6 protein-coding genes and 1 pseudogene are annotated in these 14,700 nt (G+C 53.1%); 5 read left to right on the forward strand and 2 right to left on the reverse strand.

From position 1 onward, the window contains the following. Positions 1-210 precede the first annotated feature (210 nt). The 3 genes from B0O95_RS08305 (at position 211) to B0O95_RS15505 (ending at position 1,922) form a co-directional block, all read left to right on the forward strand. Complete coding sequence (locus tag B0O95_RS08305; RefSeq protein ID WP_104077483.1) at positions 211-462, forward strand: hypothetical protein; 252 nt, start codon at positions 211-213, stop codon at positions 460-462. A 10-nt stretch (positions 463-472) separates the two neighbouring features. After that, positions 473-718 (forward strand): hypothetical protein, encoded by a 246-nt coding sequence (locus B0O95_RS15500; protein WP_146064030.1) that lies wholly within the window; start codon positions 473-475, stop codon positions 716-718. Between the two features lie 610 nt (positions 719-1,328). Beyond that, positions 1,329-1,922 carry a hypothetical protein gene (locus B0O95_RS15505; protein ID WP_146064031.1) on the forward strand — a complete coding sequence of 198 codons (594 nt, stop codon included), beginning with the start codon at positions 1,329-1,331 and terminating at the stop codon, positions 1,920-1,922. 1,203 nt (positions 1,923-3,125) lie between these two features. Here the strand turns inward: B0O95_RS15505 and B0O95_RS08310 are convergent. After that, a pseudogene (locus tag B0O95_RS08310) lies at positions 3,126-3,580 on the reverse strand (transposase). A 164-nt stretch (positions 3,581-3,744) separates the two neighbouring features. On the opposite strand from B0O95_RS08310, the gene B0O95_RS08315 reads away from it, so the two are divergent. Next, positions 3,745-4,608: a class I SAM-dependent methyltransferase gene (locus B0O95_RS08315; RefSeq protein WP_104077484.1), complete on the forward strand. Its 864-nt coding sequence runs from the start codon at positions 3,745-3,747 to the stop codon at positions 4,606-4,608. Positions 4,609-4,827: 219 nt separating this feature from the next. Here B0O95_RS08315 and fabD read toward each other — a convergent pair whose 3' ends face one another. Then, complete coding sequence (gene fabD / locus B0O95_RS08320) at positions 4,828-6,825, reverse strand: ACP S-malonyltransferase (protein WP_104077485.1); 1,998 nt, start codon at positions 6,823-6,825, stop codon at positions 4,828-4,830. A gap of 740 nt (positions 6,826-7,565) precedes the next feature. Between fabD and B0O95_RS08330 the strand changes: the two genes are divergently transcribed. Continuing rightward, positions 7,566-14,648, forward strand: coding sequence for a beta-ketoacyl synthase N-terminal-like domain-containing protein (locus B0O95_RS08330; RefSeq protein ID WP_233203245.1), 7,083 nt, complete (start codon positions 7,566-7,568; stop codon positions 14,646-14,648). Positions 14,649-14,700: the final 52 nt, after the last annotated feature.

Genomic DNA, 14,700 nt, shown 5'->3' on the forward strand with positions numbered 1-14,700 from the left:
GTTCGCCTGCCAGTGCAGGCCCCGGGCCGATTCGGCCCACCCCGAAGAGCCGGAAATTTCCACTTTAGAACGGCCCTGATTTGGGGGGAGCCTCACTCGATATATTGTTCCAGGTCAACTTGGTACAAGTTTAGGGTATATTTTTCAAATTTTTCCAGGTCCTATGCAAGCAGCGATTGAAAAAGAGAAAAATAAAGGAGAAAAGAATTAATGTCTTATTTGATGAAACGCAGGAAATTGTATCGGCGATTTGCCTTGGGATACCTTGGTATACTGGGTATGATTTTAGTTCCACTATTATTTTCCATAATTCAGGGTGCGGGTTGGAAGTCTGTGCTTGCCGGAGTACCAGGGTACCTGACATTCTTTTTTGCGGTGTCCTGGCAGTTTGTCAAAGAGCTTCGCGCCTTAAAACGCGAGAAAAGGGAAGCGGAAAATTCAGCAAGAAATGGTGAACAATAGGTAGCCAGTCTTGAATTATTCGAAATACAAGTTATTGATCAGGCGTACAGGGGCAGCTGGTCTAGCTGGCGCGCTGACGTTTGGTACAAGCCTTCTACTCGGTATGTTAATGCGAACAGAAGAAGCCTTATTGGGCTCTGTTGTTAAAGGTGAAGATCCGAATGCTGGCATGGTGGGTGCTGAGGCTGGCTTACTAATCGATTATAAAGTAGGGGATTCGCTTGGGAAAGCCTTGAATACGAAATTGAACCAGTAATATCGTCCAGAATGGGTTGAATGAGACCTTGGCATGTTGAAATATGTTCCGCCGAGTACGCTTCCCTCACTAGGTAGCACTGCGTCTGGCACAATCAGTTCAGAAGGAGCGGGCGGTATGGTCAATGCAAACTTGGAATCTTCCTTCAAAGTTCATGGAAAATGAAATTACGAGTAAAGTGTGAGGTTATTGAAGTTGGTTATTTGTCTCTGTTTTATTAATATTGATAATTGTGGTGGGTTGGGTTGTGTGGTTTATAATCTGGCCTTCTCTGGCTTGGATGTTGGGGCCCGATAACAATACTGCGCCAGTAATGGATAGTTTGTGCAAGTACGGAAATTAATTTGATTGGTTTGCCCATTTTTTAATTAATAATATGGATTTGTGAGAAAAAATATATGGTTAATAGATAATGAAAACCACGGATGTGGGCCAACGGAAACAGGAGTGAGCGGTTCAACTGGCAGTTGCACGACAACTAAAAAAGGCGATCGCGGAAAAAGCGGGCAGCAATAAGGCGGAGCAAGAGCGGCTAGCCAAAGCGGTGTGCTACGCGGTGAAATGTTGGGCGAAGTACAAGCCGGGAAGCGAGGAGTACACGAAGCACTATGTGAGCCAGCTTGAGGCTTCACAACTTCAACCAGAAATCGATTGGGCGAATCAACAGAAAGAGGCGGGGCTGTTCAAGTACACGCCAGGTCAGAAGATTGGCAATGCGGTGAAGAGCGATCCGGGAGGGGTGGCAGAGGATGTGGCGAAGGTTGTTGTTGGAAGCGTGACAGCGAAGACAGGTGCTGGGCTTTGCACGACAGGACTTGGTTGCACGGTCGGCGGCTGGATGGCGGGCTTTGGGTTGAGCGAAGTGGTAGAGGGCGGAAGTGGTCTGTATAACCGCTATAATAGTGTGAATGCACCTGGTGATAATCCGTTGCGTTGGGGTTTTAATCAGTTAAACCCTACATGGGGGAATGCTGTGTACGATGGTGTTAATTTCGCGTTCTCTATAGCGGCTTTGAAAGTTAAAGCCCAACTAAATGTTGGTGTTGCTGATGGACTAAATAAGCCTGTTTCGATGTTTGGCGTGACGGTTTCACGTATAGATAACGTGAACTTGCTGCCATTTATTAAGCAGCCTTGGCCGTATGGTACGACGCAGGGGGGTGCTCTTTGGCGTTGGTTTGAAAGGGGCCGCGGTCGTCAATGATGTTCGGCAGGTCATGGGAGATAAGAAGTGAATTGGCGCAGATTGTATGCGACCGTTCAAATATATGGAGTCATAGGCGGTGTTGCCTTGGGCGGGGCGGGATGTTGGTCTTTCTTGGTCGCAGGGATTTGTCGCATAGTGTTTGGTCTTGGCGATAACGAAGTGATTTTATTGATAGGTTTGCCGTTATTTATTGTTCTGTTCGTTGTGTTTGCGAAGTATTTGCCAAAATCGTTGGGCAAATCGGGGGGGGGCGAGCGACGATCCGGAGAAATTTGGTCCGTGGTTCAAGTGAGAGTCCTAGAAAATCCAATATGGGGTGACACTACATAGGCGCAAATCTCCTCTTTGCTATTGGAGGATTGCGAGCTCAAATTTTCTTTGAAGATGGTAGCGTATGATGGAATGAATCGTCCGAATTCTATATTTGACGTGACTGTGCCATGCTTCAATAATCCGAATTTAAATCCATTCACTAAATTTCCTTTGCCGATTGGTGCGACGCAAAGTATCTTGTTGTTCGAAGTTGGCTCTAAAGGTGCGATAATTATTAATAATATTAAAAAGTGAAGGAAGGTGAATTGGAAAAGAATGCTTGCTGCGGAATGCAAAATCACCATTTTAAATGCTTGGGTTGGAGAGGTGAATTCTTGGATTGGAAAGGTGGTTCTTGTGATAACAAAGGCTACACCAGACTTTGCAGGAAAGGAGATTGAAATTTCTTTTGGAAATTTGATAGGACTGGGCGGATTCATAAATTCAAGGAGGGCGATCAGTGACTCTAGAGGTGGGATTCATAGTTATCTCACTTGCATCCCTTACAATCACTTGGCTGATGTTTGGTAGGGGCGATCTGAAATTGAGACAAGAAAAGTTTTTTTACTGGTTAAAATCGACGCTATTTTTTGGTGTGTTGCTGACTGCCTGGCTGGTATATAAAGAACCCACATTGAAATTTTTGCTTTCTGCTGTTCTTGGTTTTGTGTTCTCTGCATTACTGAATTGGATGAGGTCGCAGTGTGTTTTTATGATTCACTGAATGATAAGCCCGAAAAATTTCGAGCGATTCAACATGACATAACATACCTCGAAGCAGGGGATAGTTACAAAAATAAAAATGATGACCAAAAGCGTGGGTCGAGATAAAATATCTACGCTTCAATTGGCAGTTACATCCGGAAGAGAAAAAGTGGTTTAGTGTCGCTAACACAAGTCGTCCACGAAGCGCGAACAGATAACGGCAGCGGCCAGCAGAGCAAGGCGATATGAATGTCCAGACGCCGCTCGAAGCGGATGCGCAGCTTACCAAAGCCGGCAAACCAGGCGTGCGTGCGCTCGACTACCAGCGATGCCGTTCGAGCCGCTCGCGCTTTTCTCCGCCGCGACGGGCGATGCGTGCAGTGATTGCGCGTTGTTTCAGATAGCGTCGGCAGCGGGTAAAGTCGCAGCCCTTGTGCGCATGCAGTTTGCCCGGGCGTTTGCGCGGCGAACCGCTCAATTTCCCATGCAATGCCTGTATGCAGGACATACACGATGCCGTTCAATGCCGCCCGGTCGCCAACAGTGCGCCGACGCCCGCCTTTGGGTGAGGGCGTGAACGCTGGAATCAACGGCTCCAGCACCGCCCACCATTCATTGCTGATTTTGCGCCTTGCCATGACCCCAGGATACGGCGCTTACGGCCTGCCGTCCAGGTTACGTTAGCGACTCTTATTGCCATGAACAGCCGCCTGAGCACGGCAAAATAATCTAGCTGGAACGTTTTTGCTCAGTGGGTTATGATGAGCAAGCTTCAATAACCATTTCAATAACGAGGTAAAGAATGACAATTTCATCAGAAGAAAACGTATCGCCGATCAGTCAATGGTATGACATGATGACTCGGATGTTTCCCGACGGCCGTCTAACGTTTCTGAACTACGGCTATCTGGACGAGTGCAGCAACTTTGATTGGCTCGAAGAGGAGGACATTGAGCAGAAATGCTCAGCTAACCTGATCCGAACCATTTTGGGCGATGCCGATTTGCGCGGCAAAAAGGTCCTTGAAGTGGGTTCTGGAAGAGGGGGAAATTGTTCTTACCTTGCTAGATATGCTGGTGCTGCATCGGTGACCGGGCTGGACTTCTGTCCAGCGCATATCGAATTTTGTAAACAAGTGCATCATCTTGACGGGCTGTCTTTTATTGGTGGCGACGCGACGGCTTTACCGTTTGCCGATGAAGAATTCGACGTGGTGGTCAACATCGAGTCATCTCACTGTTACCCAGACATTAATAGGTTTGGTGAAGAAGTGCGGCGGGTGCTGAAAAAAGAAGGTTTGTTTTTTTATGCCGATACCATGAAGGGCGACAATCACGATGTGTTGTCTGAAAAAGATAAAATTGGCGTTGATTTTTTTAACAACATATTGGAGCAGCATCAGGCAATGATTCTGAACTCCAAATTTAACGTAGAAGATTATATTGACATTTCTGACGGAGTGGCGAGGGCTTTTGAAAGTGAGCAAGGTCACCTAAAGCATTTACTTAAGACATTAGTAAATGAAAAAAAGCAGCATAGTTCTCTACCGCCCGACGTGTATCATGCATTCGATACAATGTTCCACTTCTTTGACGATAGTGGCCTTAAGGCTTATAAAAATGGCCACCTAGCATACAGATTTTGGCGTCTAAGAAAAACTGTGTGACTTTTTAAGCTCGGGCTTGGGTTTGATCAAGACCCGTGGTATTGGCGTAGGTTGGCCCCGTAGGTGACCAACCCTATTATCGCGCCATGCTTGTGATGGCGCGGCTTGAATCATTGAGCAGCGCCATCACTGGTTCTCCACTATTAAAAGACGACCGTGGGGATATGTCTCAATCAAAGCGGCGTGTCAAAGCGGTGTGCTATGACCAGCAGCTTTGTTTTAAACAGTAGTTTCCGCGGCGCGGATACTGTTGATTAATTTGGTCAACACATTCCCTGGTCCAAGTTCTTCGAACTCGCACTCCCCTTGGCGAATTAAATACTGAACGGTGTCAACCCACCGCACGGATCCACAGATCTGTCGGGTGAGGTTGTCGATCAGTTCGTTATCTCGGTAGGGAGCGGCATGAATATTGGAGATCACGGGTATTTGCAGCGGTGAATAACTAAACTGCCTCAGATATTCGCTAAACTCCTCCATCGCGCCCTGCATATAACGGGAATGAAACGGAGCGCTGACTGACAGGGGAATAACCGTGATTTTCAGCTCCTGGAAAATCTCTTTGGCTTGGCTAAGGGTTTCAGCAGGGCCGGCAAGGACAACTTGGGTCGGTGAGTTGTAGTTGGCCACATCCAGAGCATTCAAGCCATGCTGAGATAGTAGCGAATTGATTTCTGCTGGGGAGGGACCGATGACCGCGGCCATGCTCCCGCCGGTGGCGCGCGCCATTAATTCGCCACGTTTCTTGACCAGTTTCAGGCCAGTTTCGAACGAGAAGGCCCCAGCGGCAAAAAGTGCGCAGTATTCGCCTAGGCTATGGCCGGCAAGGTAATCCGGTTGACGAAGATCCTGTTGTTGCTTGCTTAGGAAGGCTAGGGCGCTGACAGTGTAGAGCGCTGGCTGGGTATATTGGGTGTGGGACAGCTGGCGATCTGGATCTTCCAAACAAAGCGTTTTTAACGAATAGCCAAGGATTTCATCGGCCTGGGCAACGTGATCGGGAAACTGCTCGAACAGTTCCGCTCCCATGCCGACGCGTTGCGATCCCTGGCCAGGAAAGACGTAAACGCGCTTTGGGCCATTCGCTGGCCGCGTTGACGGCTGCTGTGCCACGTGAACTGGCTGCTGAACTTGCTGTGATGCTGGCCGCGCGAATGGCTGTACTTGCGGGGGCGTTTGTTGTGTTGGTGCGGTCGAACTTGTTGGTAGCGGTTGTAGCCTCCGTCCGAGCGCCAGCGTTTCATCAAATTTTTCAAGATCACGGCCGAACGGGCTGAGCACAGCGAAAGTCTGTGGCGCCTGACGGTCACGAATATTTTGTTTGATTAGGTTGGCTAGTGTGCCGCTGGGGCCAAGATCCAAGTAGATCATTGACTCACCGCGCTCGGCGGCTTCCTGTTCAATCCGCGCCAGTGTTTGAGAGAAGTGAATCGGTTCGCGGATGGTCCGCCAAAAGTGGTCGGTCGCGAGTTGATTCAAGGTCTCGGTGTTGTGGCAGGAAATCACCGGGATTTGCGTGTGCCGTAAACGCAGCTCACTGGCTAGCGCATCGACTTCCGGTTTAAGGAAATCGATATGGCGGGAATGAAAAGCCTGTTTGACTGGCAGGCGTTGGAACACGATATCTTGACTGCTGAGGTAGCGTTCAGCGTCTGCAATCCGGGCGGATTGACCGGCGATGACGATCAGCGATTTAGCATTATAAGCCGCAATATCGCAATGGTCACGGAGTAGAGGCGTTCGCTGGTAGAGCGACTCATCGCAGAGAATCGCCAGCATCGCGCCTTCAGTGGTCGAAGTTTGACGTCGGTGAAATAGCTGGCCCTGGCGGGTCACGAAACGAATCGCGTCGGACAACGGCAGTGCATCGGCGAGGGCGGCGGCGGCAAGTTCTCCGAGACTGGCGCCTAGTAGATAGTCGGGCTTGATCTGCTGCTCGATCAGCGTTTTGCCAAGTGCGTACTCCACCATGAAGATGGCTGGGTGGCTAATACGAAGATCATCGAACGTCTTAGAACGTGCGTTATTGGCATCGTAAATTTCGGCAATTAACGAATGCCCAAGCTCGACGCGAATGAGCGCATCAAGTTCGTTCATCCAGCGATGGAACACCGAATTGTTTTGATAGAGTTCCCGTCCCATCTGGTAGAACTGGCAACCTTGGCCTGGAAACATAAAAACAACGGAAGTTTTCTGTCCTTCGCAGAGGTACGGCATATATTTGTCCTAGGATGTGGAGGGTGCAGAGAACGATATTCTAGCCAAAACTCATTTTGCGTCCTGCACAATTTGGATGCCGTGTGTACATTCGTCGCGGCAAACCATTGCTTGCCTACACATTGGCTTGCCTACACGTTGAGCTTTGTGTTTCGCCAGCTCGCGCTCGGCACTCACTCGACGCAACGCGCGATGTTTCCAAGAAAACGGCAGCCTTCTGCGATGCACACGATTGTTGACAACGCGTGTCGCAGTGTCGCGCTATTTGCGTGCAAACCGTATCGGGGTATCTAAGTATACCGATGTGGTTATTGTTGCGACACGATATCGTCCATGCCGCACGATCGTAACGACGCTATGTAAAGCGCTAATGCGAGCGTTGCCGAAATGCGATGGTGCTACATACGGGAAATCGTAGTCAGCGATGAGGAACGAGTTCACGCACTGCTGGGATCGGGTGTTATCGCTTGACTTTGCCGGCATAGTCAGCGCCGCGCATACGCAGCGCTTACGACTTCGAAGTCGGGCGTGACGCGGCCAGGCTTCTACACTATTTACCGTAAAGGAGCAAATCTTCTATTGAAGTTCGATCAACCTTTTTCTAAACGACAATTTATTTATGTAGTGAATTATTGGGGCGTGTCAACGGCGTATCGTTGTTGTTTCAAAAAACCATTGAATCAATATGGCTTTTCGGCTATGGTTTGGCTGACAAATGAACCGTTGCTATGGAAATGTTGATGATGGTCACTTTTACCGATCATCTGTTTTTTCTTTCTATCGTTCTTAGTCTCGAAAGTCGTCGGCTGATCTCCCGTCGTGGGATCGGCCAACCGTTTGAGCTTGAACAGTTTGTCCCGACGACGTCCGTCAATGTTGGCCCATTACGGGTTGCGTTTGACGGCCTCAAGGCGTTTGGCTGGCTGGGCCAGTCAAGCGACGACGAGTATTTTTTTCGCAGTCGGGCGTATGCTGCCCAAGCCCTGCCGGATCGGATCGATGAACTTTTTGCGCTGCTAGCGTCTGAACGTGGACCCGTCAAAGAAGACTTGTCGCAACTGTCGTGCTGGTTGTCGCTGTCGGCGTTGGACTGGAACTTGCGTTGCCCTGCATTGATTCGCAGCCTCGACGATTTGTTGGCGTTGGCGATATTGCGTTGGATGACGTTGAGCGATGCGATCGACCATGACACCGGACGGGTAAATCTACGGCGTGTTGGCAGTGGCCGAACGAGCCTCAAGTGGGTGCATCAGCTAACGGATTTCCTGCTTGCCCGACAGTGGATTCAAAGCAGTGGTGAGCAGGAGTTGACGCTCAACCCAATGCGGCGAGCGCTATTGTCTGAGTTGTTGAGTGAGTCGTTCCTGGTTTACTACGCCAGCCTACCGTCGACTCTCGATGATGTACTGTTTGGAAAGGGGGAGCGATGGGCTGCAGCATCGAGGTGGCTAAAGGAGGCGGGTGAGCGGCAGATCTGGCGCGGCGACCAGCCAGCTCTTGAACAGCTGTTGAGCACGATCTTTGATGCTCAGCCGTTGGCTACGCAGCCAGACTGGATCGTTGAATTTGGTCGCCGTTCCAACAGTTCATTGGATGATGTGTGGCAATGGATTCGCCAACATACTGCCCGAGGCAAGGTGCTGGATAGCTTGCCACTACGGTTGCTAGTGCTGGACGACGCAGTGCGGGGCGATCTGGCGGCACTTCAACGACGCCTTGAAGACGCTGGAGTCGGGGCGAGCGAGCGGGTGCTGTGGCTAGGTGTCGGCCAGCAAAATCTTGAAGAACCGGAAACTACGCCGGTGCCGCAATCGCAACTGGCGCCACAACGCTATTACATCCGCTCCAACGGCTTGGCGGCGGACGGCGCCAGCGTGGTTGGTGGCCTGCAAGCACATTTTGATTGTCTGGCTGCTTTAGTTGGCAGCCATTTAGTACTGCTTAGCGAAAGCCACTGGCGCCCTGGTGGTGCCCTGGCCGATCGCTTTGCGTATCATTACGATGTTGAAGCAGTCCACTACTTGATGGCGTTGGCCGGTGTCGGGTTGTTTGCGAAACCGGGAATGTTGCACAAGTTACCTCGGGATCGGGCCGACTGCGACGCGACCTTCGGTTGCTACCAGGCTAGAGAATATCGTATCCGCTACGCGACCCTCGATGACCTGCCTGCACTATTGATGCTGGAAAAGGCTTGTTGGCCGGAAGGCGCAAGGGTTGACGAGCCGATCCTGCGTCGCCGGCTGAGTCAGTGGTCAGTTGGACAGTTAGCGCTGGAGCTTGACGGCGAGGTGGTCGGTGTGATCTATTCACAGCGGATCACGAAAATCGATGGTCTTTTCGGAGTCAATTTCGCGACCGTCGATCAGCTTTATCATACCGAAGGCAGCATAGTCCAGATTCAGAGCCTGAACATCTTGCCAGCCCATCAGTACAGCGGGTACGGCGATCAGTTGCTGGAGTTTATGCTGCAATACTGCACTGTGCTCAACGGTGTTGATACCGTGGTGGGTGTGACCCGCTGCAAGGACTATTCGAAGCATCGCCAAATTCCTTTGGGTGACTATATCCATAGTCGTGACGAGCGAGGAATCTTGCTGGATCCGGTACTGCGTTTTCACGAGCTTCACGGCGCACGGATCGAGCGGCTGGTGGCAGGTTATCGTCCGGCTGATCATGACAACTCGGGCTACGGCGTGCTGGTGCATTACGATCTAGCCAGCCGTCAGCGTCAAGAGCTGCAGTTGACCACAGCGCCGGTGGCGTTGTCGACGGTATCAATCGATGACGCCGTGCGTCACGGAGTCAACCGGTGCTTGGGTCAATCGGAAGACAGCCGGCTGTCGCCGCGCCACAGCTTGATGGAGCTGGGACTCGATTCAGCTGATCTTCTCGCGCTGGGTGAGCAACTGGGACCGATGTTTGGGCTCACGCTGGAGCCGACATTTTTCTTTCGCCATAACAGCATCGACAAGATAGTTGCGGCGCTAAAAGAACGTTTGGAAGGGCAGGCGCCGTCATCGAGTGGCAGCAACGTGCTCCACCCCAAATCCACCAACACGTCACCACAAAAAACGCCATTCACGTCAACCGAAGACCACGATGACTTTGCGATCATCGGTATCAGCGGTTGTTTCCCCGGCGGGGAACTGGAGGATTTTTGGGCTGCGGTACGCAGCGGCGTCAGTCAGATACGTGAGGCGCCGGCCGGGCGCGCCAATGCGGGTCCCCTAGGCGGCTATATCGACGATATTGATTGCTTTGATCACTCATTTTTTGGCGTGTCGGCGGCAGAGGCGGCGCTGATGGACCCCCAGCAGCGGTTGCTATTACAACATGCTTGGCTGGCGCTTGAAGATGCAGGTATTCCAGCAACGCAGCTAGCCCGTAGCCCCACCGGTGTATTTATTGCTGCCGCACCGAGCGAATATCGCGGCGTCGTTGAAATCCCCAAAGATAGCCCGTTCCTGCTGACGTCTTCGTCTGCGTGCATGTATGCGAACCGGGTTTCTTACATCCTGGATCTATGCGGACCGAGCGAATATTGCAACACGGCCTGTTCATCGGCATTGGTAGCGTTACACCGAGCGATGCAGGCGATCAAGGCTGGCGAGTGCCGACAAGCGTTGATCGGCGCAGTCAACCTATTGTTGTCGCCTGACGAAACGGCAGGGTATCGGCTGATGGATTTCCTCAGCGCGCACGGTCAAACGCGCTCATTCCAAGCGGGGGCCGATGGCTATGTGCGTTCCGAAGGCGTTGGTGTACTGGTGCTCAAGCCACTAGCGGACGCTGAGCGGGACGGCGATCACATCTATTTGAAGCTCAAGGGTAGCGGCGTTTGCCACGGCGGTAGAGGGGCTTCGCTGACCGCGCCCAATCAAGATAGTATGAAAGCGGCAATCGTTGCCGCCTACCGCAGGGCCAACGTGGAGCCGAACAGCGTTAGTTACGTGGAAGCGCACGGCGTTGGCTCGTTGCTTGGCGATGCAATAGAGATCGCCGCCATCCAGGCAGCCCGGGCGGAATTGAGCGACGACGATCACGATGTTCCTTGGACGATCAGTACATTGAAGCCGGTAATCGGTCATTGTGAACTGGCTTTTGGTATGGCGGCGTTGTTCAAAGTGATCGACGCTGTGGCGCAGCGGCAGTTACCAGGGATTCCGGGATATGCACAACTGAATCCCGCGATTACGCTGGATCCCCGCCAATTGCGGCTGCAGGCCGACAGCCGCCCATGGCCAGCGCTAAAGGATGCGAACGGCCTTGCATTGCCGCGGCGAGCGAGTATCAATAGTTACGGCTTCGGCGGCGTCAATGCCCACTTAGTCGTGGAGGAGTACATTGCACCGCAGCGTACGATACAGGATGACGTCGGGCCTCAGTTAATCCTGTTGTCGTCACGTGATGCGGCGCGTTTGACAGAGCAGGCGGCGCTGCTAAGCCGCTATATTGCCCAACAGCCCAATCTGGGTTTGGCTGACATCGCTTATACATTGCAAGTGGGGCGCACTGCGATGGCATGCCGCTGGACTTGCGTGGTTGACAGCATCGCGTCGCTACAACAGCAGCTCGACGCACTCAATCGTGCGCCGATGAATGAAATCACGATGCTCGATGCGGACACGGTGGCGATCGATCCGTTGCAAGCTGGAATCGGCGACGAGGTGGACCGGGCCTTGGCCCGTTGCGATTTGCAAGCGCTGGCCGGTTACTGGCGGCAAGGCGTTGAGCTGGACTGGCTCAAGTTGCCGCGTCTCGGTGAGGCGCGGCGCATCCGTCTGCCCGGCTATGTCTTTGCTAAGGTGCGTCATTGGCTGCCGCCGCGGCAGGCTGCTGCAGCTTGTCAGGAAAGCGAGGGTGTGGCGCAACCGCAAGGCTTTCGGCAAATACTGGCTGAGCTACTCGGATGCGAGCCAGCCGCGCTTGAAGGCGATGAATCGCGTAGTCTGGCCAGCCTTGGCCTCAACTCGCTGGCCGCAGTCGGTCTTAAAGCCAAATTGGAGCAGCAGTTGCAGCTATCGGTATCGTTAGCGCAATTGAGCCCCTATCTGAGCCTTGGCGAGGTAGAAACCCATCTGGCGGCACTAGCGGGACAGGGGGACAATCACCCGGTGCCTCGGTTGCAAATGGCACCCAACGATCAGTGGCAGCCTTTTGCACTCAACGATATCCAACAATCTTTTCTGTCGGGGCGCAAGCTACTGGCCGAGACTGAGCGGGTAGGCTGCCATATCTATTTGGAATTCGACTGGCCGGATCTCGAAGTCTACAGTCTCAACCAGGCTTGGAATCGCTTGATGAGCCGACATGAAATGTTGCGGGTCAAGCTGCTCGACGATGGTCGCCAGCAAATCCGAGAATCGGCTTCTTATCGCATCAAAGCACGGGATTTGCGACGAATCGACACGGCCGGCCGCGAGTTGGCGTTGGCAGCCATCCGTGCGTCGATGTCCCACAACGTCTACCTACCGGGGCAGGAGCCGCTTTTTGAAATCCGCGTTTCGCTGCTGGATCAACAGTGCAGCCGGGTACACCTGAGTATCGACGAGCTAGTGGTCGACGCCACTTCTTTGGATCTACTGTTGCAACAATGGTTGATGCTTTACCAGGACCCCGCTGCGCAGCTGCCAGATCACGGCTTGTCATTTCGGGACTACCAGTTATCGCTGGAGGCATTCAAACAGTCTCCACGCTACCAGCGTGATTTGCAATACTGGGTCGATAAGCTGGCGCAGATGCCACCAGGCTTGTGCTTGCCCAAGGCACAGCGGCCAGCTGGCCGCCAACGACGACGACTGGCTTCGACGCTGGAGCCAAGCCGTTGGCTGCGATTGAAACAGCAGAGCGATGCTTTGCAAATCTCAGGCACGGCATTGCTGCTGACCTTATTCGGCTTAATGCTTAGGCAGACCAATGCGGGCAAAGCATTTTCGTTGATCTCCACGTTCTATAACCGGTTCCCCATACATCCTGCAGTGGATTATTTGGTTGGGCCGTTCATCTCGACCCATTTTTTTGCCTTTGCCGGCGCGGCGGAAGAAACCCTGGCTGAATTGGCGCAGCGGGTTCAGCGCCAATTGCTCGAGGACATTGATCATATCAGCGTCAGCGGCGTTGCCGCGCTGCGGGAAGCCCGGCGCCGCAGTGGCAAACAGCTGCATTTTAACGGCGGCGAGGTGGTGTTTACGTCGATGCTCAACAACCCAGTGATTGGAGGCGCGGACAGCTTTGGTGACGCGCAGCACTACTGTGTCACGCAAACGCCGCAGATCAACCTTGATCATCAACTGCGAGAGTGCGGTGGTGCACTGAGTTTCAGCTGGGACGTCGCCATCGACTGCTATCCGGACGGCATGATTGACCAGCTGTTTTCCGACTATTGCCATTTGTTACACAAGTTGGCAGACGGCGATGCTGACTGGCAGGCTTTAAAAACGGACGAGTTGGTGGGGCAGCTAACGGCCGCGGAGCAACCCTTACTCATTTCCACCGCCGGGCATACGGGGCCCTTTGTTCTGGCACCGGGCGAGCCGACGAAAACGCCGTTTGCGTTGACTGATCAACAGCAGGCGTATGCGTTTGGCCGCTCGCTTTACCCAAAGCAAAGCAGCTCGCACCTCTATATGGCAGTGGCCATAGAGGACGTTGAAATCAGTCGGTTAGAGCAAGCTTGGCGGCAATTGGTGGCTCACCACCCGATGCTGCGCGCCCGGATTCTGCCCAGCGGGACTCAACAGCTTATGGAAGCGGCACCACCACCGCAACTCGAACTGAGCGAGCAGGGCGTTGATGTGGCTCAGATCGCCGATGAGATGCTGGGTCGGGTAACGGCGCTGGGGGAGTGGCCCTATGCCGAATTGCGAGTCAGCCCGCTGGACGGGCGGCGCAGCCTGGTGCATTTAGCGGTAGACCTGCTGATTGCCGACCTTCCCAGTCGGGATCTGTTGATTTGCCAGTTGCTGGACCTCTACTACGGCCGTCCGCCGGCACCGTTGTCGATTAATTTTGGTGGTTATATTGAAGCGCTTGGACAATACAGGCGTTCGCCGGCAGCGCAAAGCGCCGTTGCGTACTGGCAAGAAAAATTCCGTCTGTTGCCGCAGGGGCCGCTGGTAAATGACAAGGATGCCAATGGTCGGTATCTAGGCTACGAGCACCGCCTTGATTGCTGGCCGGCGCTACGTCACCGCATCGCGCAGGCAGGTATCTCAGCGGACGCGCTACTAATTTCTGCCTATGCGTGGAGTATTGCCGAGCATAGCAGCAAGCAGGCCTTTACTTTGGTGGCGCCAGGCTGGCACAGGCCTGCGGTACACCCTGAGATCAACGCGCTGGTCGGTGACTTCACGACTTTGAGTTGGATCGACTTTAACGACGAACCGATGACTTTCATCGAGCGGGTTCGGCGTTGTGAGCGAATCTTCACTGCAGACCAACGCCACGGCGCGATCAGCGGCTTGCAGGCGCTGCGTAAGGTGGCAACGGATAAGCAACGACCGCGGAAGCTGAATTTTCCGGTGGTTTTTACCCGGCTCAATCCGCAAGGGCCATTGGATCTACCCGCCGGAACGATGTTGGTCAAGAGCGCGAGCCGCACGCATGGGGTGGCGTTGGACAATCTCAGCATCGAGCATCAAGACGTGCTGTTGATCCATTGGGATCTCGCGGCCGACTGCTTGGCGCCGGCGCAGGTCGAGGCGATGTTTGCCGACTACTGCCGGGTGCTCGAGGCGTTGGCCGATGACGATAGCCTGTGGACGGTACAGGAGTCCCAACTGGCGGCGACGCTAGCTGCGGGCGAACATCCAGTAATGAGTTGAATCGCGTCGCCACTTTATATTAGACACGGACTCATAGTCGCAGCGGAAGTTG

Origin of the sequence: Mycetohabitans endofungorum, assembly GCF_002927045.1 — a bacterium.
GTDB classification, from domain to species: Bacteria; Pseudomonadota; Gammaproteobacteria; order Burkholderiales; family Burkholderiaceae; genus Mycetohabitans; species Mycetohabitans endofungorum.

Bases quoted from the DNA above. Each gene is read 5' to 3' on its own strand.
- B0O95_RS08305 (WP_104077483.1), top strand. From the start codon at position 211: ATGTCTTATTTGATGAAACGCAGGAAATTGTATCGGCGATTTGCCTTG.
- B0O95_RS08315 (WP_104077484.1), top strand. From the start codon at position 3,745: ATGACAATTTCATCAGAAGAAAACGTATCGCCGATCAGTCAATGGTAT.
- fabD (WP_104077485.1), bottom strand. From the start codon at position 6,825: ATGCCGTACCTCTGCGAAGGACAGAAAACTTCCGTTGTTTTTATGTTT.
- B0O95_RS08330 (WP_233203245.1), top strand. From the start codon at position 7,566: ATGATGGTCACTTTTACCGATCATCTGTTTTTTCTTTCTATCGTTCTT.